The sequence below is a fragment of the Stenotrophomonas sp. X genome (assembly GCF_055721025.1).
Genome location: NZ_CM146756.1, coordinates 3,003,346 through 3,025,509 on the forward strand (window position 1 = coordinate 3,003,346; position 22,164 = coordinate 3,025,509).

Annotated in this window: 19 protein-coding genes and 1 pseudogene; 8 read left to right on the forward strand and 12 right to left on the reverse strand. The window is 68.1% G+C overall.

The genetic code is table 11. The features are described from left to right. Positions 1-8 precede the first annotated feature (8 nt). The 7 genes and pseudogenes from ACZ75I_RS13985 to ACZ75I_RS14015 form a co-directional block, all read right to left on the reverse strand. On the reverse strand, positions 9-683 hold the full coding sequence (locus ACZ75I_RS13985) for a rhomboid family intramembrane serine protease (protein WP_061479637.1): 675 nt from the start codon (positions 681-683) through the stop codon (positions 9-11). Positions 684-776: 93 nt separating this feature from the next. Then, positions 777-1,205 (reverse strand): MGMT family protein, encoded by a 429-nt coding sequence (locus ACZ75I_RS13990; RefSeq protein ID WP_472958101.1) that lies wholly within the window; start codon positions 1,203-1,205, stop codon positions 777-779. Next, the gene (locus ACZ75I_RS13995) at positions 1,112-2,032 is read right to left on the reverse strand and encodes a DMT family transporter (RefSeq protein ID WP_061479639.1); all 921 of its coding nucleotides are present in this window, start codon (positions 2,030-2,032) and stop codon (positions 1,112-1,114) included. Before ACZ75I_RS13995 ends, ACZ75I_RS13990 begins: the two co-directional genes overlap by 94 nt. Positions 2,033-2,191: 159 nt before the next feature. Beyond that, entirely contained in the window at positions 2,192-3,550 is a 1,359-nt protein-coding gene (gorA, locus tag ACZ75I_RS14000) for a glutathione-disulfide reductase (RefSeq protein ID WP_065196966.1), read from the reverse strand. Beyond that, positions 3,547-3,699: pseudogene (locus ACZ75I_RS14005) on the reverse strand (amino acid dehydrogenase); the annotation flags it as partial. The gene gorA and the pseudogene ACZ75I_RS14005, both read right to left, overlap by 4 nt. Positions 3,700-3,730: 31 nt before the next feature. Beyond that, positions 3,731-4,975, reverse strand: a complete 1,245-nt coding sequence (locus ACZ75I_RS14010) for a DUF418 domain-containing protein (RefSeq protein ID WP_472958102.1) — start codon at positions 4,973-4,975, stop codon at positions 3,731-3,733. Positions 4,976-5,074: 99 nt separating this feature from the next. Beyond that, entirely contained in the window at positions 5,075-5,557 is a 483-nt protein-coding gene (locus tag ACZ75I_RS14015) for an FKBP-type peptidyl-prolyl cis-trans isomerase (RefSeq protein WP_005418041.1), read from the reverse strand. 111 nt (positions 5,558-5,668) lie between these two features. On the opposite strand from ACZ75I_RS14015, the gene ACZ75I_RS14020 reads away from it, so the two are divergent. Continuing rightward, positions 5,669-6,208: a C40 family peptidase gene (locus tag ACZ75I_RS14020; RefSeq protein WP_005418044.1), complete on the forward strand. Its 540-nt coding sequence runs from the start codon at positions 5,669-5,671 to the stop codon at positions 6,206-6,208. A gap of 131 nt (positions 6,209-6,339) precedes the next feature. Then, positions 6,340-7,113: a C40 family peptidase gene (locus tag ACZ75I_RS14025; RefSeq protein ID WP_053497133.1), complete on the forward strand. Its 774-nt coding sequence runs from the start codon at positions 6,340-6,342 to the stop codon at positions 7,111-7,113. Positions 7,114-7,372: 259 nt separating this feature from the next. Here ACZ75I_RS14025 and ACZ75I_RS14030 read toward each other — a convergent pair whose 3' ends face one another. Further along, positions 7,373-8,707, reverse strand: coding sequence for a dicarboxylate/amino acid:cation symporter (locus tag ACZ75I_RS14030; protein WP_061479644.1), 1,335 nt, complete (start codon positions 8,705-8,707; stop codon positions 7,373-7,375). Between the two features lie 154 nt (positions 8,708-8,861). Between ACZ75I_RS14030 and ACZ75I_RS14035 the strand changes: the two genes are divergently transcribed. From ACZ75I_RS14035 to ACZ75I_RS14055, 5 genes are all read left to right on the forward strand, one after another. Continuing rightward, positions 8,862-10,568 (forward strand): alkaline phosphatase, encoded by a 1,707-nt coding sequence (locus ACZ75I_RS14035; RefSeq protein WP_061479645.1) that lies wholly within the window; start codon positions 8,862-8,864, stop codon positions 10,566-10,568. Further along, positions 10,565-11,110: a WG repeat-containing protein gene (locus ACZ75I_RS14040; RefSeq protein ID WP_134968915.1), complete on the forward strand. Its 546-nt coding sequence runs from the start codon at positions 10,565-10,567 to the stop codon at positions 11,108-11,110. Before ACZ75I_RS14035 ends, ACZ75I_RS14040 begins: the two co-directional genes overlap by 4 nt. A 626-nt stretch (positions 11,111-11,736) precedes the next feature. Next, entirely contained in the window at positions 11,737-13,023 is a 1,287-nt protein-coding gene (tilS, locus tag ACZ75I_RS14045; protein ID WP_346476860.1) for a tRNA lysidine(34) synthetase TilS, read from the forward strand. Between the two features lie 36 nt (positions 13,024-13,059). Next, positions 13,060-13,320, forward strand: coding sequence for an exodeoxyribonuclease VII small subunit (locus ACZ75I_RS14050; RefSeq protein ID WP_005410522.1), 261 nt, complete (start codon positions 13,060-13,062; stop codon positions 13,318-13,320). Then, a complete protein-coding gene (locus tag ACZ75I_RS14055; RefSeq protein WP_346476859.1) occupies positions 13,310-14,188 on the forward strand; it encodes a polyprenyl synthetase family protein in 879 nt (292 codons plus the stop codon). Before ACZ75I_RS14050 ends, ACZ75I_RS14055 begins: the two co-directional genes overlap by 11 nt. A gap of 75 nt (positions 14,189-14,263) precedes the next feature. Here ACZ75I_RS14055 and ACZ75I_RS14060 read toward each other — a convergent pair whose 3' ends face one another. Together ACZ75I_RS14060 and pmbA are read right to left on the reverse strand one after the other, a co-directional pair. Further along, positions 14,264-14,635, reverse strand: a complete 372-nt coding sequence (locus ACZ75I_RS14060; RefSeq protein WP_005418071.1) for a DUF4870 domain-containing protein — start codon at positions 14,633-14,635, stop codon at positions 14,264-14,266. A gap of 87 nt (positions 14,636-14,722) precedes the next feature. Next, positions 14,723-16,090, reverse strand: a complete 1,368-nt coding sequence (gene pmbA, locus ACZ75I_RS14065) for a metalloprotease PmbA (RefSeq protein ID WP_061479649.1) — start codon at positions 16,088-16,090, stop codon at positions 14,723-14,725. Positions 16,091-16,158: 68 nt separating this feature from the next. Between pmbA and yjgA the strand changes: the two genes are divergently transcribed. Further along, entirely contained in the window at positions 16,159-16,746 is a 588-nt protein-coding gene (gene yjgA, locus ACZ75I_RS14070) for a ribosome biogenesis factor YjgA (protein WP_088496583.1), read from the forward strand. Positions 16,747-16,787: 41 nt separating this feature from the next. Here yjgA and tldD read toward each other — a convergent pair whose 3' ends face one another. Next, the gene (gene tldD, locus ACZ75I_RS14075) at positions 16,788-18,233 is read right to left on the reverse strand and encodes a metalloprotease TldD (protein WP_472958105.1); all 1,446 of its coding nucleotides are present in this window, start codon (positions 18,231-18,233) and stop codon (positions 16,788-16,790) included. A 58-nt stretch (positions 18,234-18,291) separates the two neighbouring features. Next, positions 18,292-22,149, reverse strand: coding sequence for a YhdP family protein (locus ACZ75I_RS14080; RefSeq protein WP_472958106.1), 3,858 nt, complete (start codon positions 22,147-22,149; stop codon positions 18,292-18,294). Between the last annotated feature and the right edge of the window lie 15 nt (positions 22,150-22,164).

Genomic DNA, 22,164 nt, shown 5'->3' on the forward strand with positions numbered 1-22,164 from the left:
CCTTCGGATCATTTGACGCTGCGCAGATGGTTCGGGCGATTCGGCGGGCCGGGTGGGCGGCGCTTGTTGAACGGCGGCTGCCCGCGCCAGTAGCGGATCAGCAACCAGCCGAACAGCATGCCGCCGAGGTGCGCGAAGTGGGCCACGCCTGGCTGCAAGCCGGTCATGCCCAGCACCAGTTCGCCCACGCCAAACAGGATCACGAAGGTCCGCGCCTTCATCGGGATCGGCGGGAACAGCAGCATCACCCGCTGGTTGGGGAACAGCATGCCGTAAGCCAGCAGCAGGCCGAACACGCCGCCAGAGGCCCCCAGCACCGTGGCTGGGTTTTCCAGCAGCGTGCCCACCAGCAGCTGGCAGACGCCTGCACCGGCCACGCACACCAGGTAATACAGCAGGAAACGCTTTTCGCCCCAGGTCTGCTCCAGCGGCGCGCCGAACATGAAGACCGCCAGCATGTTGAAGAACAGATGCATGAAGCTGCCATGCAGGAAACCGTAAGTCAGCAGCTGCCACGGCTGGAAGTTGCCACCCGGCGAGAACGCATCGAAGCCCTGCTGCAGCGGTTGCAGCATGAACGGCTCGAAGGTCTGCATGCCGAGCAGGAACGGCTGCTGCAGCAGGAACAGGATCGCGTTGGCGATCAGCAGGGCCTTGGTGACGGTTGGCAGTCGCGGGAACATGGGAGCACCGGCATGGAACGGCCTCCATCATAGCCGCAGCATCGTGTCTTGTTGGCGACCCGCGGGTCCGGCCTGTTCAGTCGCCAGCGATGCTCAGCGCGGGCCCCAAACGGCAGCATCCAGCGCTACCGCCGGATCGGTCGTGGGCATCCGCACCCGGCCGTTCTCAACCACCACGCCCTCGGCACGCAGCCGCTGCGACTGCTCGCGCCAGCCCGCCGACCCTTCTTCCATGGCGATGCGCCCATCCGAGCGCAGCACGCGGTGCCAGGGTAGGTCCGGGTCGTCGTTCTGGCCCAGGATGCGCGCGGTCAGGCGTGCACGCCCGGGCAGGCCCGCGCGCATCGCCACCTGGCCGTAGCCCATCACCTGCCCCGCCGGGATCGCGCGGATCACCGCCAGGATGCGCGCGCGCGCCTGCTCCGGCGTCAGCGCCGCAGGCGGGTCACCAGCAGAACGCCGATCAGCACCAGCACGGTGCCGGCGATCTGTGCCGGCCCCATCGGTTCGTCGAGCAGCCATAGGCTCATCACGATGGTGGAAACAGGGCCCAGCATACCGACCTGTGCGGCCAGCGACGAACCCACGCGCTGCACCGCCAACATGATCGCCAGCACCGGCAGCACCGTGCAGACAGTGGCATTGACCAGCGACAGCCACTGTACCGGCGCCGGTGCCTGCCACAGCAGTGGCAGCGGATGGGTCACCGCGAAATGCAGCAGCACCAGCACGCTGGCCACGCAGCTGGCATAGGCGGTCAGCCGCACTGCACCGATGCGCGCGACCACCTGCCCGCTGCCGAACAGGTACAGCGCGTAGCTGAGCGCACTGCCCAGCACCAGCAGGCTGCCGACGATGATCTGGCCGCCCTCGCGCTGCAGGTCGTGCCCGAAGGCCAGCAGCACGCCGAGGTAACTCAGCACCAGCGCGCCGATCTGCCAGCGTCCCGGCCGCTGGCGCGCCAGCAGCACGTTGATCAGCAGCACCAGGGTCGGGTTCAAGTACAGGATCAGCCGTTCCAGCGTCACGCTGATGTACTGCAGGCCCTGGAAATCGAGCAGGCTGGACAGGTAATAGCCGGTGAAGCCCAGCCACAGCACGCGGGCACGGTCGGCCCAGGACAGCGGCGTGGCCCGGCGCGCGGCCCACAAGGCCATCAACGCGAACAAGGGCAGCGCCATCAGCATGCGCAGGGCGAGCAGCGTGGTGGCATCGACGCCGTGGCGCAGGCCGAGCTTGACGATGATGGCCTTGCCGGAAGCAGCAATGGCGCCGATCGCAGCCAGGCCGATACCCCCCAGCGCGATGCGGGGGGAAGCCGTAGCGATGCGGGAAGCGGGCGTGGACATCAGGACGACAGCGGGCCGCGCAGAGCGGCCCGGTAAGGCGTGGGGGCGCCCATTGTCGCACGGGCGCCCTCGGTGCCCTGTAGAGCCGAGCCTGCGCTCGGCTTCGCCAAGCCTGGGCGAAAAGCAGCCGAGCGTGGGCTCGGCTCTATAACTGCGGGCTCAGCGCATCAGCACCACTTCCTCGGCCGAGGTCGGGTGGATCGCCACGGTGTCGTCGAACTGGGCCTTGGTCGCGCCCATCTTCACCGCCACCGCGAAGCCCTGCAGTATCTCGTCGGCCGCTTCGCCCAGCAGGTGGATACCCACCACGCGCTCCTCCGGGCCCGCGCAGACCATCTTGAACAGGCTGCGCTGGGTGCCGTTGGCCAGCGCCTGCAGCATCGGGCGGAAACGGCTGTGGTAAACGCTCACCTGGTCAAAACGCGCGCGTGCTTCCTCTTCGCTCATGCCCACTGCACCCAGCGGCGGATGCGAGAACACCACGCTGGCCACGTTCTCGTAATCCATCTTCGATTGCGGACGTCCACCGAACAGCCGGTCCATCAGCCGCCGCGAAGCGGCCACCGCCACCGGGGTCAGGCCGACCTTGCCGGCGATGTCACCGACCGCGTGCACGCTCGGCACAGAGGTAGTCTGCCATTCGTCCACCTGCACCTGCTCGTGCTCGCCGATGCCGATGCCGAGCGCTTCCAGACCCAGGCCCCGGCTGTTGCCGCGGCGGCCGGTGGCAAAGAACACCGCATCGAACACGCTGTCGATCGGGCCGTCATGGCCGAAGGCACGCACGCGCTCGCCATCGCGCTGCAGTTCGCGCAGGCGATAGTCGAAGTGGATCCGCACGCCCTGCTGCTTCAGGTTCTCGGCCAGTTGGTCGGTCAGCTCGTAGTCGAAGCGCTCCAGCAACCGCTTGCCCCGCACCAGCAGGCTCACCTTGCTGCCCAGTGCCTGCAGCAACCCGGCCAGTTCCACCGCGATGTAGCCGCCACCAATGATCGCCACCTCGGCCGGTGCCGCACGCAGATCGAAGAAATCATCGGAAACCAGGCCCAGTTCCGCGCCGGGAATATCCGGACGCAGCGGATGCGCGCCGGTGGCGATCAGGATGTGCTCGGCGCTGTAATGCACGCCGTCACTGCAGGCCACGGTATGCGCATCGAGCAGACGGCCGCGCGCAGGGATGCGCACCACGCCGGTTTCATCCAGGCGCTTGTGGTAGCTGGTGTGGATGTTGGTGATGTAGGCCTGGCGATGGATCACCAGCTCCTTCCACGACAGCGCCGGGCGTGCCTCGACATCGAAGCCCATCGCATTGGCCAGGCCGATGCGCTCGTGCAGATCGGCCGCCAGCCACATCGCCTTCTTCGGCACGCAGCCAACATTGACACAGGTACCGCCCAGTTCGCCCGGTTCCAGCATCGCCACGCGCTTGCCATGCTGCGCTGCACGGATGGCACCGGCCAGGCCGGCGGAACCGCCGCCAAGGACGATCAGGTCGTAATCATAAGGTGCAGTGCTCATCGGAATCGCTCGGGTCGGTAAGGGGCAGGATCGATCGCTGGCGTGCGGCCGCACACGAGATCGGCGATCAGCTGGCCGGTGCCGGCGCTCATGCTGATGCCGAGCATGCCATGCCCCGCTGCAAGCCAGACGTGAGGATGCGCGGGCGCGCGGCCGATCAGCACAGCGCGCGCCCATCGCTCACCCCTGCTCCGTCCTGCGCCGCATCGGTGGCCACTGCCGATAGGTCATCGCACGCCATATCCACTCGATCGGGCCGAAGCGGAAATGGCGCAGCCACAGGTGCGAGAAGACCACCTGCGCGGCAAACAGCAGCAGCGCGAACAACAGCTGCACGCTGCGCGGCATCATCTCGAACCTGCCCAGGCCATAGTGGTAGAAGGTCCAGGTACACAGCAGCGACTGGCCAAGATAGTGGGTCAGCGCCATGCGCCCGACCGGTGCCAGCCAGGCCAACCGCGCACGCCAATGCACGATCCACGCGAGGTAACCCAGGCACATCGGCAGGCCACCGATCGTCACCAGCGCCATCGCCGCCGTCACCGGCAGGCCGTAGGCACCCGGCGCCAGGTAGGGCTTCCAGGCAACACCCAGCAGCGTGACCACAAGGCCCAGCGGCAGTGCCCCCCAACGCAGCACCGCGTACAGCCGCGGAAAGCGCTCCGGCGTCGCCAACGCGCCGCTGCCGGCGAACCAGCTGCCGATCAGGAACATGCCCAGCACTTCCGGGCCGGTGATCAGCAGCGCGCCCATCGAGGTGCCGAACTCGCTCAGGCGCTGCACAGTGGCCTGCGCCCAGCTGCCCTGCCCGTACACCTGCCGCTGCAGGTCGATGCTCTGCTGCGCCTCGGCAAGCATGCCCCGCACCTCGTCGGCCGAAGCCATCGACACCATCGCGCCCACCAGCAGCATCAGCGCAACGCCGCCCAGATAGACGATCACGCCCATCCACGGCAGCCAGCTGCGCGGCGCCTCGCGGCAGGCCAGCAACGGCAACGAGACCAACGCGTACATCACCAGGATGTCGCCGGACCAGACCAGCAGCGCGTGGCACAGGCCGATCAGCAGCAAGCCAGCGCTGCGGCGCAGGTAGAACGGGGTGAAGTCGCGCCCGGCGGCCTCAGCGCGCTGCGCCATCACCGCGAAGCCGGCGCCGAACAGCAGCGAGAACAGGGTGAAGAACTTGCCCTGCACGAACACGTACACAAAGGCATCGGCCCAGTAGTCGATGCCCCGCCAATGCACGTCGATGCCGGTGAAGGCCAGGTCCAGCGGTCCGCTGAAGGCCTCGATGTTCATCAGCAGGATGCCCAGCAGCGCGGCACCGCGCAGCACGTCCAGCACGGCGATGCGTTCGCCGGAAGCGACCGGCTGCAGGGAAGGAGAAGCGGCGTTCACGGGGCGTCCGTCAGGCAGGTCCGCCATTATGCCGCCGGCCCGTACGCCATGGATGGCCGCGCCGTGTTCCAGAAACGCAACGGCCCGCCGAAGCGGGCCGCTGCATCCATCACGATCGTGCTGCGATCAGTGCTGGTGACCGCCGTCGCCGTGGACGTGGCCGTGGTCGATCTCTTCCTTGCCGGCTTCGCGCACGTCGACGATCTCGACGTCGAAGTGCAGGTCCTTGCCGGCCATCGGGTGGTTCAGGTCGACGTCGACGACGCTCATGCCGACCTTCTGCACGGTCACCGCACGCGGGCCGAAGTTGGTCTGCAGCACGACCTGCTGGCCCGGAGCCAGCTTGGTGTTGCCGAAGTGCTTCTTCGGCACGCGCTGGGACAGGCCTTCACGACGCTCGCCGTAGGCATCGGCCGCCTTGACGTCGACGTTGAAGGTCGCGCCGGCTTCCTTGTCCATCATGGCGTTTTCCAGGCCCGGGATGATGTTGCCGTGGCCGATCAGGATCGCCAGCGGCTCGCCGCGGTCCTTGGACGACTCGATCGGCTCCTGGCCGACTTCGGAAACGGTGTAGTGGAAGCGGACAACGCGGTCTTTTTCGATCTTCATGCGCAACTCTGTCTGGATCTGCCGGAGGCAGGCGGGTTGGGGCGGGTTGTCGCCCGGCGGGGACGCCGCCATCATGACGGCCAATCCAAGGTGGCGCATTATCCGGAGATCATGCACATCACGCCAGTTTCGTCCGGCCCGCGCCGGTTTCTCGCCCCGGCCCTGCTGCTGGCCCTGCCCGTGTTGATGACCGCCTGTGGCGGCGGCAAGGCCACCCGCCCGGCGCCGCCCCCGCCGACGGCGAACTGGCCGAAGACCGTGCCGGACAACCCCGAGGCCGCCAACTCGGTGCTGATGCGGGCCATCAGCCTGGTCGGCACGCCGTACCGCTATGGCGGCAACACCCCGGATTCGGGCTTCGACTGCAGCGGCCTGGTCGCCTATGTCTATCGCGAGATGCTGGACCTGCGACTGCCGCGCACCTCGCGCGACCTGGCCGCGGTACAGGGCCCGAAGATCGATCCGCAGCGCCTGGCCACCGGCGATCTGGTGTTCTTCGGCAGCCGAGGCAGCGTCACCCATGTCGGCATCTATGTAGGTGAGGGGCGTTTCGTGCACGCGCCGAGTACCGGCGGGACGGTACGCCTCGACTCGCTCAGCGGCCCCTACTGGAAAGACCACTACACAGGGGCGAAACGCGTTCTTCGCTAAAATGAACAGGCGATATGTTCAAAACTGTGACGCCCATCACTATGAAACTAACGGTTTACTAACGGAATTTTTAACTTATTGCCGCTTTTACAGGGCATGATGCCCCATCGTTTTTTTCCTGTGACCGACGCGTGACGACTGACGACCTGAAAAGCGAAGGCCAGACTTCCGTATCTTCACGCAGTGCCCGCCCGTTGTTGCTTGGCCTGGCACTGTGCCTGACCAGCCTTCCGGCCTGGTCGCAGACTGCTCCGAACCGTTCCGATGTGCCCCCGGCCCCGGTGGCCGAAAGCGCCGCCCGACCGGCCGCCAAGGCCGAGGCTGCCGCTCCGCAGCGCAGCCGCGTCGATGCCGCCGCCAGCGCCACGCTGGCCGCCCTGCTGCCGCACCTGGCCGCCAACGACACCATTCCGCTGATGGACCGCTCGGCCGTGGTGGCCGGCGACCTCAGCCGCCTGCTCGCAAACTACGACACCAGCAGCGCCGCCAATGGCAGCGTTGTCGGTACCGCCGCCGACAACGGCAAGGTGCAGTCGCTGCTGCGCCGCGCGATGACCCTGCTGGGCACCCCGTACCGTTGGGGTGGCAGCAACCCGGACAGCGGTTTCGACTGCAGCGGCCTGGTCGGTTATGTGTTCCGTTCGGCGCTGGGCATCGAGCTGCCGCGCGTCTCGCGCGAGATGGCCCACGATGACAACGCCGAACTGATCAACGACCGCACCGCGCTGGCTGCCGGTGACCTGGTGTTCTTCGGCCGCAAGGGCCGCGTCGATCACGTCGGCATCTACGTGGGCGACGGCCGCTTCCTGCACGCACCGAGTTCGGGCAAGGACGTGCGCGTGGACACCCTGCTCAGTGGCTACTGGGGCAACAAGTTCATGCAGGCCCGCCGGGTCGACCTCTGACCCGCTGGCGCTACGGCGCCGCCTGAAAGACAAAAAGCCGCTGCCCCGCAGCGGCTTTTTTGTTTGCGCCCCCGGTAGGTGCCGACCTTGGTCGGCATCGCGCCGCCTGCCCTGGTGGGTGCCGACCGTTGGTCGGCACTGCCTCCATCCACGCATGGCGTGGATCTACCAGGACCCGCCTTGGCCGCCACCGCGCCAACCAGCTCCCAAACAAAAGGCCCGCCGGGTCAGGGCGGGCCTTTTACATCTCCACGCAACCTCAGCCGCGTGGCGGAGTCGGGTCAGGATCGTCCACGCCCACATTGCTGGACGGATTGTCATACACCGCCTGATCGAGCAGCCCGGTCTCCTTGGCCACGAGCACCGGCACCAGCATCTGGCCGGTCACATTCGTCATCGTGCGCATCATGTCCAGGATGCGGTCGATGGCATACAGGTAACCGATGGTCTCCAGCGGCAGGTTCGCCGCGCTCAGCACCACCGTGGCCATGATCACCGCAGTACCCGGCACGCCGGCGGTGCCAAAGCTGCCCAGCACCGAGGCGATCAGCACCACCACGTACTGCTCCGGGGTCAGCGGCACGCCGCTGTACTGCGAAATGAACACCGCGCACAGCGCCGGATAGATCGCGCCGCAGCCGTCCATCTTGATGCTGGCGCCCAGCGGCACCGCGAACGAACCGTAGTCCTTGTTCACGCCCAGGTTGTGGGTGATCGAACGCAGCGCCACCGGCATCGCAGCGAAGCTGGACGAGCTGACGAACGCAACCTGCATGCCCGGTGCGGCGCCACGGAAGAACTTCAGCGGGTTCAGGCCGTGCGCCAGCAGCAGCGCGCTGTAGACCACCACGATGTGCAGCGCACAGGCCACGTACAACGCCAGCACGAAATGGCCCAGCGGCAGCAGCTTCTCGAACCCATAGCTGCCGACCAGGCCTGCGATCAGGCCGAAGGTGCCGATCGGGGTCACTTCCAGCACGAAGCGGGTCACCTGGATCATGATGTCGCTCATCTGGCCGACCAGCTTGCGCGCCTCGGTCACCTTCTCGCCCAGCTTGACGATGGCAAAGCCCACCAGGCCGGCGAAGAAGATCACCGGCAGGATCGAGCCGCGACCCGCGGCCAGCACGGTCTCACCGGCCGCGTTGACCTTGGTGCCGATGCCGGACAGCGCATAGAAGACGTTGGCAGGCACCACGTCCAGCAGCACCTGCACCACGCTGGGCACTTCGCGCGGCACGTAGTTGCTGGCCATGGACAACTGCAGGCCACCCGCGCCGGGCTGCAGCACCGTACCCACGGCCAGGCCGACACACACTGCCAGCGCGGCGGTGATCACGAACCACAGGAAGGTGCGCCCACTGAGCGCGGCCACGGACTTCTGCCCGTGCAGCGACGAGATCGCGTTGATGACCGCGAAGAACACCAGCGGCACGGCGATCATCTTGATCAGGGTGACGTACAGCTCACCGAGCGGGCCGAACCACGTTTCCGCGGCCGGGCCGAGCGCCCAGCCGGCCAGCGCGCCGAGCACGAAGCCACCGACCACGCGCTGCCAGAACGGAATCCGCAGCCAGGCAGAGACCAGCTTCATAGGCAATCCAGAGGGGAAGGAAGGGATGCTGGCACGATAGCCCAAGGCAGCCCGCAGAACGACCGCCTGGCCGGCAAATCAGTGTGTCATCGGCGTGCCTTGCTGGGGCGGGCATAATGAATGTCCCGTTACAGTTTGTGAGATCCCAGCGTCCATGCGTCGTTCCGTCTCCCTGTTGGCCGCCTGCGCCACCACCCTTCTGCTGGGCGCCTGCGCCAGCACTGCCCCCGCGTCCGCCCCGGCCGGCCTGAAGGTCGCCGTCGATCCCGTCGCCCATCCGGCCGGCGAGACCCCGCAGTGGTGGTACCGCAGCGGTGCCGCCCAGGCTGCGGCCAATGGTGCGATGTCCGGCAAGGCGAAGAACGTCATCCTGTTCCTCGGTGACGGCATGAGCCTGACCACCGTGGCCGCCTCGCGCATCTACGAGGGCCAGCGCAAGGGCGGCTCCGGCGAGGAGAACCTGCTGTCCTGGGAACGCTTCCCGGCAACGGCGTTCAGCAAGACCTACAACACCGATTCGCAGACGCCTGATTCGGCCGGCACCATGACCGCCATCACCACCGGCGTGAAGACCCACATGGGCGCGATCGGCGTCAGTGCCGGAAGCCGCACCGACTGTGCCGACAGCCTGTCCAAGGGCCTGCTGACCTGGCTACAGCTGGCCGACAGCGCCGGCCTCGCCACCGGCGTGGTCTCCACAGCTCGCCTGACCCACGCCACCCCGGCTGCCACCTACGCGCACTCGCCCGAGCGCAACTGGGAAAACGACACCGACCTGACTGAAGCAGCCAAGGCGGCCGGCTGCAAGGACATCGCCCAGCAGCTGCTGTCGACCTCGCGCTATGGGCGCGGCCCGCTTGTCGCCCTTGGTGGCGGCCGTGGTGAGTTCACCACCGTGGAAGAGCGCGACCCGGAATACGACGACAAGGTCGGCCAGCGCCTGGACGGCCGCAGCCTGGTCCAGGAATGGCAGCAGGCGCATCCGCAGGGTGCCTATGTCTGGAACAGCAAGCAGCTGGCCGCGGCCGCAAATGCGCCGGCCATCCTTGGTCTGTTCGAGCCGGACCACATGCGCTACGAGTACGAGCGCCCGCAGGATCCGGGCGGTGAGCCGAGCCTGGCCGAACTGACCGCAGCGGCGATCAAGAACCTTTCAAGGCACCCGGAAGGCTACGTACTGATGATCGAAGGCGCGCGCATCGACCACGCCAATCACAGCGGCAATGCCTACCGTGCACTGACCGAGACCGTGGCACTGTCCGATGCGGTGCGCGTGGCCAACGAGCTGACCTCGGCCGACGACACCCTGATCATCGTCACCGCCGACCACTCGCACACGCTGAACTTCGTCGGCTACCCGGCACGCGGCAACCCGATCCTGGGCAAGGTGAAGGACAAGGGCGGCGAAGACGGCGCCGGCAAGCTGGACTACGCCCTGGACGGCACCGGCCAGCCGTACACCACGCTGAGCTACGCCAACGGCCCAGGCCACACCGGCAGCAGCAACCAGCAGCCGGCCGGGCCGAAGCGTTACCCGCACAACCCGAGCAGCTTCGAACCGGCCAACGGTCGCCCGAACCTGCGCGAGGTCGACACCGAGCATCCGGACTACATGCAGGAAGCGCTGGTGCCGATGAAGTCCGAATCGCATGGTGGTGAGGACGTCGGCATCTGGGCACGTGGCCCGGGCAGCAAGGCGATCCGCGGCACGCTGGAACAGAACGCGATCTACCACATGATCGTGCAGGCCACCCCGGCCCTGCGCGAGCGCCTGTGCCAGGCCGGCACCTGCGATGACAAGGGCGTGCCGGTGCAGTTGCCGGCACCGACGGCCTTCGAACGCAAGGCCGAGGCCAAGTGATCGCGCGGCGGGCCCGCCCTGCCCCTGCCAGCGGCCGCTTTGCGCGGTCGCTGGCAATGCTTGGCGTGCTGGTCAGTGCCAATGCACAGGCACAGGCACCGGCATGCAAGCTGCTGACCGACGAACACGGGTTGTGGCCGCTCCCCAACTGCGAGGTGGTCGATCACCGGCTGAAGATCAGCGCCGATACGCTGAAGGACCTGAACTACGACGACCACGGCCTGGCCGTGGTGTATGCCGACCAGGGCTTCCACTACGTCGACCGCGCGGGCCGCAGCCTGCCGGTGCTGACCTGGGACAACGGCCCGGAAACGCCGCAGGAAGGCCTGCTGCGCGGCCGCGTCGGCAGCCGCGTCGGCTACTTCGACCTGAAGTTCCGCCAGGTGGTGCCCGGCACCTTCGATTTCGCCTGGCCATTCCAGGATGGCGTGGCCGAGGTCTGCAACGGCTGCCGGCGCGGCACGCCGGATGCCGATGGCCACACGCCGATGGAAGGCGGAGAGCGGTTCCGCATCGACCGCTCGGGCCGCCGGGTGAAGTAGGTTTTTCTGCAGGGCTGCGCCCTGCACCTGCAGATGCAACGGCAACGGCCGAAGCAACAGCAACAGCGTGCATTCCGTGGGATGGCGGGGCACCGTGGGTGTGCGGGGACGGCGCAAGTACGTCCATGTAGCCTTGGTCGCCGCATCCATGCGGCTCACACCCCGCAAACCCACAGTGCCCCGCCTTCGACAGTTTTCCGGTGGCCAGTAGATCCACGCCACGCGTGGATGAAATCTGTCAGATATCGAAATAAATAGGGGTCAGATCCGTTTTCCGCAGGAAAACGGATCTGACCCCAAGAGCAATTCCGACAGTTCGCAGGAATCTGTCGAAGGCGGGGTGGGTCCGGTTGCGGGGGCGTGAGCCGCATGGATGCGGCGACCGAGCTTACATGGGTGAGGGCGCTTTGCTTGCGAAGCATTGCTTCGCAAGCGCCCGAACGCACAGCCGCCAGCGGCTGGGCCGGGCCCCGGAGGGGGACTTGCAGCGCCCCCCGCAACCGGGCCCACCCCGCCAATCCTCAGGAAACCAGCTTCGGCTGTTGCTTCGGCTCTTGCAGCGGCCGTGGCCTCTGCAGGTGCAGGGCGCAGCCCTGCCAAGTAAACCCCACCCTATACTTGCCGGCGTGACTGCCTTCCCTGCCCTCGTTCCGCTCGATGCGCCGCTGCTGGTGGGCTACAGCGGTGGTGTCGACTCGACCGTGCTGCTGCACTGGCTGTGGCGCTGCGCACAGGCCTCCGGCACGGCGCTGCGTGCGGTGCACGTGCACCATGGCCTACAGGCCGATGCGGACGGCTGGGTGCTGCATTGCCAGCAGCACTGCGCGGCACTGGGCATTGAACTGGCCGTGCATCGCGTGCAGATCGACAATCGCGCGGGCCTCGGCCTTGAAGGCGCGGCGCGGCAGGCGCGACGCGCCGCCTTCGCGGCCGAACTGCGCGACGGCGAAACGCTGGCACTGGCGCAGCACCAGGACGATCAGGCCGAGACCTTCCTGCTGCGTGCCCTGCGCGGTTCCGGTATTGACGGCCTGGCGGCGATGTCCGCACACAGCCACATTGGCGGGCATCCGTTATGGCGCCCCCTGCTGCCGGCAACGCGCAACGCGCTGCTCGACTACGCGCGCCAGCACGCGCTGCGCTGGATCGAAGACCCCAGCAATGGCCACGACCACGCCGATCGCAACTTCCTGCGCCTGCAGGTGCTGCCGTTGCTGCGCCAGCGCTGGCCGCATGCGGCTGCGGCATTGGCGGGCAGCGCAATGCACTGCGGGCAGACCCGTGCTCTGCTGGACGAGGAAGACGCCGAGCTGATCGCCCACCTGGAAGTGGCACCACGCGTGCTTTCGCTGCAACTGCTGCGCCAGGTGTCACCGGGGCGTGCCGCGCGCGTGCTGCGCGCCTGGGTGATCGGCCACGGTGCCGCCCCACTGCCGGCCACGGTACTGCAGCAGGGTCTGCACGAACTGCTGCCGGCCGGCAACGATCGCCAGGCGCGGGTGCGCTGGCACGAGCATGCCATCCAGCAATGGCGCGATCACGCCTATCTGCTACCCGCGCAGCTGCCATCGCTGCCCTACGGATGGCAGGCCGAATGGGATGGGCGTGCCCCCCTGCCGCTGCCCGATGGTGGCCAACTGCGCCTGCAGGGCGCCGTGGCCTTCGAACGCCCGCTTCAGGTCCGTGCGCGCGTGGGCGGCGAGCGCATCGTGCTGCCCGGTCGCCCGCATTCGCATGCACTGAAGGACTGCCTGCAACGCGAGCACCTGGCCCCCTGGCGGCGCGCCCAGCTGCCGCTGATCTTCGATGGGCCACAGTTGCTCGCTGCCGGCGACGTGGTCATTGCGGCCCCTCTGCAAGCCTGGTTGCAGGCCCAGAATGCTCAGCTGCAGTGGCGTCCCGGCGGCTGGTGAATTGACCCCCGCGCGCAGCCCGTCCACACTTGCCGCATGGCCAAGAAGTCCCCCGAAAACGCCTCCCCGGTCGCCCAGTTCGAGCAGTCGCTCGAATCGCTGGAACAGCTGGTGGAGCAGATGGAAACCGGCGAGCTGAGCCTGGAAGCCTCGCTCAGTGCTTACGAACGCGGCGTCGGTCTGTACCGCCAGTGCCAACAGGCGCTGGAACAGGCCGAACTGCGCGTGCGCCTGCTCAGCGATCCGGCGCAGCCGGAAGCATCCGAGCCTTTCGATCCGCCCAGCCATGACGGCTGAGGTTCTGTTCGCGCGCTGGCGCGATCGTATCGAAAGCCAGCTCGACGCCGCCCTGCCCTCGCCCGCCGAAGCACCGCAGCGCCTGCACCAGGCCATGCGCTATTCGGTGCTTGGCGGTGGCAAACGCATGCGACCGCTGCTTGTGTACGCCAGTGGCCATCTGTTTGGCGCGCAGCCTGAACACCTTGACGCAGCGGCGATGGCCGTCGAGCTCATCCACGCCTATTCGCTGGTGCACGACGACCTGCCGGCGATGGACGATGACGCGCTGCGACGCGGCAAGCCGACCACCCACATCGCCTTCGACGAAGCCACCGCGATCCTGGCCGGCGACGCCCTGCAGACCCGCGCCTTCGGTCTGCTGGCCGATGCGCCGCTGCCGGCCACGCTGCGCGTGGCCTGCCTGCAGACCCTGGCCCACGCCTCCGGTGCCTCCGGCATGTGCGGCGGCCAGGCGCTGGACATCGATGCCACCGGCCAGCAGCAGACGCTGGCGGCGCTGACCCGCATGCATGCGCTGAAAACCGGCGCGCTGATCCGCGCAGCGGTGCGCATGGGGGCGCTGTGCGGCCAGGCCCACGAACCACAGCTGGCCCAGCTGGACGGCTTCGCCGGCGCGCTCGGCCTGGCCTTCCAGGTCCGCGATGACATCCTCGATGTCGAAGCCAGTTCCGAACAGCTGGGCAAGACCGCCGGCAAGGACCAGGCGCAGGACAAGAGCACCTTCCCCGCGCTGCTCGGCATGGACGGTGCGAAGGCGCAGCTGCGCGAACTGGCCGCACGCATGCAGGCCACGCTGGCCGACTATGGCGAAGAAGCCGATGCGCTGCGCGCGCTGGCAACGCTGGCGGTGGAACGCGATCACTGATCGCTGGCGTGACGTTGGCGCCAAACAGGAACGCCCGGCAATGCCGGGCGTTCCTGTTTGCGCATGCAGACGGTATTACTTGACCAGGCGCAGCGCGAACGGGTAGCGGTAGGCTTCGCCGTTGTTGGCCTTCACAGCGGCGATGATGCAGAACACCAGGTTCAGGATGCCGACGATCGGCGCCAGGATGCCGCCGATGATCACGATGGTCAGCACGATGCAGATCAGCATCGCAATGGTGATGGTGATCTGGAAGTTCAGCGCTTCCTTGGCCTGGTCTGTCACGAAGGACTTGCTGGCGTCATCCTTGTTGATCAGCCAGATGATCAGCGGGCCGATGAACCAGGTGAAGATGCCCAGCAGGTGCGCGGCCAGCGCCATCGTGCGCTGGTCGGCCGGGGCATTGGTGGTTGCCGGCGGCGGCGGGACGTTATCGAATTCACTCACGACAAAACTCCTTTTCATTGGGTGGTCTTGACCCACCAGCACCAAGCTGGATGCGTCAGGCGGGCATAGCTTACGCCATCGATGCCATCAATCATTACCGGCAATGGTCATCCGCCCCAGCAGGATCGAGCCGGTCCGGATGTGCGAGCGCGGGTCGACGTCGCTGCCGACCGCCTCGATGCTGCTGAACATCTCGCGCAGGTTGCCGGCGATGGTGACGCCGTCCACCGGGTACTGGATCTCGCCATTCTCGACACGGAAGCCGCCGGCGCCGCGCGAATAGTCGCCGGTCACCCCGTTCACCCCCTGCCCCATCAGCTCGGTCACCAGCAGGCCGTCACCCATCTGCCGGGCGATCTCTTCGAGCGAGCCAGCATTGGCCGCCAGCTGCAGGTTGTGCACGCCGCCAGCATTGGCGGTGGTCTGCAGGCCCAGCTTGCGCGCCGAATAGCTGCCCAGCACATAGCGCTGCAGCACGCCGTCACGGACCAGCGCCGAAGCACGGGTGGCCACGCCGTCGCCGTCGAAGGCGGCCGAGCGCAGGCCGCGGCGCAGGTGCGGCAGTTCGTCAATCTGCATCCACTCCGGGAACAGGCGCTGGCCGACGCTGTCCAGCAGGAAACTGGCCTGGCGGTACAGCGCGCCGCCGGACACTGCCGACAGCAGGTGGCCGACCAGGCTGCGCGCCACTTCCGGGGCGAACAGCACCGGCATGCTGCCAGTGGCCAACGAACGCGGCTGCAGGCGGGCGATGGTGCGCTCGGCGGCGCGACGGCCGACCAGGCCCACGTCTTCCAGGTCCCCCTGCGCCAGCGCGCTGGTGTACCAGCCATCGCGCTGCATGCCGTCGCCCTGCCCGGCGATCAGCGCGCAACCTATCGAATGGTGGGTGCCGCGCTCACGGCCGAAGAAGCCGTGCGAATTGGCGTACACCGACAGGCTCTGCATGCTCGACACGGAAGCGCCATCGGAATTGCGGATCTGCGCATCGGCCTCGCGGCCAGCCGCCTCGCAGGCCAGGGCCAGGTCCACCGCCTCATCGGCCTGCAGCGCCCACGGGTGCCAGCCATCCAGGTCCGGGAAGTCGGTGGCCATCAGTGCGGCCTCGGCCAGGCCGGCGGCCGGGTCATCCTCGGTATGCCGTGCGATCGCGCAGGCCTGCTCGACCGTAGCGGCCAGGCTGGCCTCGTTCAGGTCGCCAGTGCTGGCACTGCCCTTGCGCTGCCCGAAATAGACGGTCACGGCGATGCCACGGTCACGGGTGGACTGCACGGTCTCGACCTCGCCGAGGCGGACATTGACCTCCAGGCCGCGGTCCTCGCTGCAGCTGACCTCGGCCTGGCTGGCGCCCAGCGCGCGGGCGCGGTCGAGCAGCTGCTGGGAGAGGTCGGCCAGCCGTTCCAGCCGGGCCAGGCTGTCGTCGCCGACGGCCACTTCAGGGGCGATCACGTTCAATGCTTTATCCTGTACGGGTTGGGCCCGGCATCACGCCGGGCGACTTTTTTTGAAATCAGGTAGGGACGATGCGCGGACGCGACGAAGAAACCGGTGAATTCCACGACAAGAGCCGCAGCCAGAACCGGCGCGATGCACTCGACGTGCTGGCCCTGGGTGAGAAGCTGGTGTCGCTGACCCCGGCCCAGCTGGCGCGCCTGCCGATTCCGGAAGACCTGCTGCCGCACATCGCCGAGTGCAAGCGCATCACCGCCCACATCGCCCACAAGCGCCAACTGGCGTTCCTGGCCAAGCACATGCGCCGCGAAGAAGAGGCCACGCTGGATGCGATCCGCGATGCGCTCGACGCCAACAGCGAAACCGGCCGCCGCGAAGTGGCGATGATGCACCGCGTGGAAGACTGGCGCGACCGCCTGCTGGCCGAGGGTGACAAGGCGCTGGCCGCTCTGCTCGATGACTATCCGCAGGCCGACCGCCAGCAGCTGCGCACGCTGGTACGCAACGCGCAGGCCGAGAAGGCCAGGAACAAGCCGCCGCGCGCTTACCGCGAGATCTTCCAGGTGCTGCGCGGCCTGATGCTGCCAGCCGCGCTGGGCCTGAAGGCCGGCGCCGAAGACGCCGACCACATCGGGACCGGCGAGGCCGACGAGGACTGAGTCCCCGTCGGCCCGGGCGGTTGCTGTGGCCATCGCCACGCTCAGGCCTGGGTACCGCCGACGGTGACGCCCTCGATCAACAGCGAGGGCTGGCCGACACCCACGGGCACACTCTGCCCGTCCTTGCCGCAGATGCCCACGCCCTCGTCCAGGGCCAGGTCATTGCCGACCATGCGCACCTTCTGCATGGTTTCCGGGCCGTTGCCGATCAGGGTCGCGCCCTTCACCGGCGTGGTGATGCGGCCGTCCTCGATCAGGTAGGCCTCGGTGGCCGAGAACACGTACTTGCCACTGGTGATGTCGACCTGGCCACCGCCGAAGTTGACCGCGTACAGGCCCTTCTTCACCGAACGGATCATCTCCTGCGGGTCGTGCTCGCCGGCGCGCATGTAGGTGTTGGTCATGCGCGGCATGGTCAGGTGCGCGAACGATTCACGGCGCCCGTTGCCGGTCGGGGCCATGCCCATCAGCCGCGCATTGAGGCTGTCCTGCATGTAGCCGACCAGGATGCCGTCCTCGATCAGCGTGGTGCACTGGCTGGGGTGGCCTTCGTCGTCGATGTTCAACGAACCGCGGCGGCCGTCGAGGGTGCCGTCGTCGACGATGGTCACCCCCGGTGCCGCCACACGCTCGCCGATGCGGCCGGCGTAGACGCTGGTGCCCTTGCGGTTGAAGTCGCCTTCCAGGCCGTGGCCGACCGCTTCGTGCAGCAGCACGCCCGGCCAACCCGGGCCGAGCACCACCGGCATCATGCCGGCCGGCGCCGGCACCGCTTCCAGGTTCACCAGCGCCTGGCGCAGCGCTTCCTGGGCGAGGGCTTCGGGGCGGCCGCTGGCAAACAGGTCTTCGTAGCCATAACGGCCACCGCCCCCGGCATAGCCGGACTCGCGACGGCCGTTGTGCTCGACGATCACCTGCACATTCAGGCGTACCAGCGGACGCACATCGGCCGCCAGCACACCGTCGCTGCGGGCGATCAGCACCGTATCGACGCCGCCGGACAGGCTCACCATCACCTGCTTCACGCGCGGGTCGGCGGCACGCAGGTAAGCATCCAGGCGCTTGAGCACCTCGACCTTGGCTTCGTTGCCGATACCATCGATCGGGTCCAGCGCCGGGTACAGTGCGCGCGCATTGCCGCGCAGCAGCGATCGCCCGGACTGCGCACCGCCCTCACGCGAGATCGCGCGCGCCGACTGCGCCGCCGCCAGCAGCGCGTCGGCGTGGATGTCATCGGAGTACGCAAATCCGGTCTTCTCGCCGGAAATCGCACGTACACCCACGCCTTGCTCGATGGAATGGGCACCGTCCTTGACGATACCGTCTTCCACGCTCCAGCTCTCGCGGCGGGCGTGCTGGAAATAAAGGTCGCCGAAGTCGACACCGGGGCCGAGCAACTGGCCGAAGGTGCGCTCCAGGCCAGCGGCATCCAGGCCGCCGGGGCGCAGCAGGCGGTCTTGGGCAAGCGTCAGGGCGATATCAGTCATGGTCTCGATCTGGGGGTGCGGGGGCGCTCAGGCAAGCCCCGTGAACAGGGAACCGCGCTCAGCGCGAGCGCGGCAGGTCGGTGACGGTCGGCGGAATGGCCGGTGCAGACGCCGGCACGGGCGGTGATGGGGTCTTGTCGCGGCTGCGCTCGATCACTTCCACCTTCGGTTCCTTCCATGGACCGGTCACCTTGTAGGTTCGGGCGCCAATCTCGCCCAGCGGCTTGGACAATACCGCATTGGTGGCCGCGCCCAGCGCGGCACCCACCGGGCCGCCGGCCACCGCACCGACCACGGTCAGCAGGTTGCCCGCGCGCGGGTTGACGTCGATGGTCTGGTCGAACCGCTGGTTGCGCAGGTCGGCCTGGCCACGGATGGTGATGTTGGCCGCCGGGCCTTCGATCAGCACCTTGTCGGTGCGCGCCATGCCCTGGCCGAACTGCATGCTGCCGTCGATCTGGTTGAACGCGAAGCCCTTGGAGAAGAAGTCGCGGAAGTCGAACATCAGGCGCCGCGGCAGCTGCGCGACGCTGAGCAGGCCCAGCACGCGGCCGGCGCCTGGCTCCAGCTCCAGCAGCTGGCCATTGCGCGCGTGCAGGTCGAGGCTGCCCTGCAGATTGCCCAGCTGGAAGTCCGACGGGCCTCCGCTCCACGAGGCCTGCAACTGCGCCTGGCCGGAACCGCCGCGCAACTGGCCGCCGTAGTCAAGATTCTGCATCAACCCACCCAGATCCTCACTGCGCACCTGTGCGATCAACTCGGTTCGGGCACCGCCGGTCCGGCCCAGCCAGCGACCGCTGATGTCGATCTCCTGGTCCGGCGCACGGAAACGCAGCTCATCCACGTTCAGGCCGTTGGCCAGCGGCCGCGTGCGCAGCACCGCCTGGCCCAGTACCACCTTGCCGAACTTCAGGTCGGCAATGTCCAGCGCGAACGGCGGCAGCTTGGCCGGATCCATGTCGTTGGCGCCGGCCTGCACCCGCGCCGGCGCAGCCGGCGCCCCCGGTGCGGCTGGCAGCGACTGCCAGTGCACGCGGTCGAGCTGGCCACTGATGGTGCCGCCCTCCGCATTGGGAACGGTCAGGCGCCCGGCCAGCGACGGGCCGTCCAACCGCACATCCAGTGCCTGTGGACCCGGGTGCAGCTGCAGCCGGGTCTGCTCGAACACACCGCCGATCAGCTTCAACTGGCCGACCTGGACGTCCACCGCTCGCAGCGGCATCGCATCGTCGTCCCCGCCGCCCCGCGCCAGGCCGATCCACTCCATCGCATCCAGCGTCGCGCTGCGGCCATTGACCGTCAGCCCGCTCGGCGGCGGCTCACGATCAACATGATCACTGCCCAGCGTGACCTGCACGCCGGTCTGGTTGTTGTGGCTGCGTGCGGCCAGGGCCAGGCGCTGGCCGAAGGCCACATCGATGCGGCCGGCACCCATCGGCAACTGCGCGGCCACCGTGGTCGCCAGCGCTTCGGCGGCCGGCTTGTCCAGTGGTGCCGGCAGGTCCAGCCGCGTGCCGACCAGGTCCGAACTCAACCGCAGTTCACTCGGCGGCGCGGGCGCCCCCGGAGCCACCTTGGGCAGGTTGACCGCGATGGTCCACGCTGAAGTGCCGGTGATGTAGGGCTTGAGCCAGGTCATTTCCGGTGCGCGGTCAATCAGTACGCCCGCATCAAGATGCGCCGTCAGCTTCGATTCGAAGGCCCGCGTGCTGTCGTGCACGTAGCCACCGGCGCGCAGGCTCAGGCGGCCATCCTGGCCGAGGTGGCGCACCGCCAGTTCCTCGGCGCCGAAGCCGCCATTGCTGTAGCGCGCCTGCCCTCGCATGTTGTCGAAGGCCAGCTGGAAGCGCTTGTCGACCAGCTTCACGCCGGTCAGGTCGACCGTCCCCTGCAGATGACCACCGCCTTCATCGTGGTGCAGCGGCTGCAGCAGATCGAAAGTCACATGCGCCGGACCACTGGCAACCAGGTTGTCCAGGGTATCGCCATAGTCCTTGTGCAACGGGCTCTGGCGCAGCATCGCCAGCAGCTTGCCGGCCTCGCTCGGCGCGTCGGCGCGCACGTACAGCGGCTGATGGCCGAAGTCCGGAATGCCGGCTTCGAATTTCTGCACCGCCACGCCCGCCAGATCGCCACGTCCACGCATCTCGAAGCCGGGGCCGATGAAGGCGATATCGGCATCGACCTGGCGCATCAGCGGCCAATCGTGCTGGAAGCGGATGTCGCCATTGCTGATGTGGCCGGTGGCCTCGAAGCGGCCATCGTTGTTGTCGAACGGCCAGTCGTCCAGGTCACCGGTGACCAGGCCGACACCGCCACGCACCTGGCCGCCGGCCAGTGCCATGTCCAGCCAGTCGGTGGCGCCCTTGCTCATCTTGGAGTGGATCCAGAAGCGCTTGGCCGCCGTCATCGGCACGTCGTCCAGCTTGGCGGCCAGCTGCAGCCACGGCCGCGTGCCGTCGCCCTGGAACCAGACGCCGCCGCGCACGTCGGCCGCGTAGTCGGTGCCCTCCACGCGCATCGCCGGCGTTCCGATCCGCCAACCGCCGCCCTCGTCGCGCCACCCCACGATCTGTCCGGCCAGATGCAGGTCATGCCGCACGCCAAAACCGGTCGGCCAATCGAACTGCAGCTGCCGTTGCGGCTGCAGCTGCAGGCTGAAGCCATCAGCATCGCCTTCGAAACGCCCCCCGAGGCCGCGCAGGCCCGGAGAATTGCCGACGCTGGCAAAGCCCAGCGACTGCAGTTCGCCCTGTGCCCGCAACGGGCCATCACGCTCGCCGGCCAACTGCAATCGGCGCACCTCCAGCTGCGGCCGGGACAGGAACAGCCAGCGCCGCAGTCCCGGTTCAAGGAGATTGCTCAGGGCCAGCCCTCGCAGCGCGGTGCCGGCCTGCACCGCACCGGCGTTCACCCGCAGCTGCTTGCCGATCTGCAGCTGCAGGCCATCGAGCTGCTGTTCGCCATCTTCGGTCTTCAGGCGCAGGCGCGGCACCTGCAACGCCCAGCCATCGGCCTGGCGCTGCCAGCGCAGGCGGGCCTGCAGCCGCTGCAGCTGCAGCTGTGGCGCTGCCACGCCGGGCATCGGTGCACCGTCGACGCGCACGTCCCGCAGGTCCGAATCGGTGGTCAGCGCGACCGGCGCGAAATCACGCAGGGTCAGCCACAGGTTCAGCTCGCCCTTGCCCTCGCGGAGGCGCACGCCGCCGGCCGCCAGCAAGGGCGACCAGGCATGGAAATCGACCGGGTCGGCGCCGAGCCAGGCCTGGCCGTTGCCGCGCGCACGGTCCACGTCCAGTACCGCGGTCAGCGGCAGCGCTTGCGCATCGGCCCAGGCGCGTACACCCACGCGCAGGCGATCACCATTGACCCGCATGCGCAGGTCGATGCGCGGCAGCGTGGTGTCGATGCCGATCCCCGGCGCGTGCACGCCCAGGCGGCCGCCGATCACCTGCAGCTCGCCGAGCCGGCGCAACGCATCCAGCGGATCCCCCCCGTTGTCGGATTGCGGCAACCCGCGCACCGACCAGCGTCCGTCTTCGCCCTGCTGCAGGTCCAGGGCCAGGCCACGCAGGCGCAATTCGGTCAGCGAGCGCCCGGGCAGCAGCCCGCTGTACATCGATACCAGCACCTCGGCCTCGCCGATCGCCAGGCCCTGCCCGGCACCGATGCGCAGGCCCTTCAGCTGCAGCAGCGGGCCACGACGGGTCCAGGTCGTCTGCAGCTGGTCAAAACGCACCGGCTGGCCAGCCCGCTCGCTCAGCCAGGCGGCGATCCTGTCGGGATGACGCTCGGCCAGCGGCAGCAGTTGGCTGAAGGTGCCCACCAGCAGTGCAAGCCCGACCAGGCCCACCGCACAGGCGGCAATGAAATGACGGCGGATCCTTCGCAGTCGCAGGCGCGGCGGCGCGCTCATCGGCCACCGCCGGCC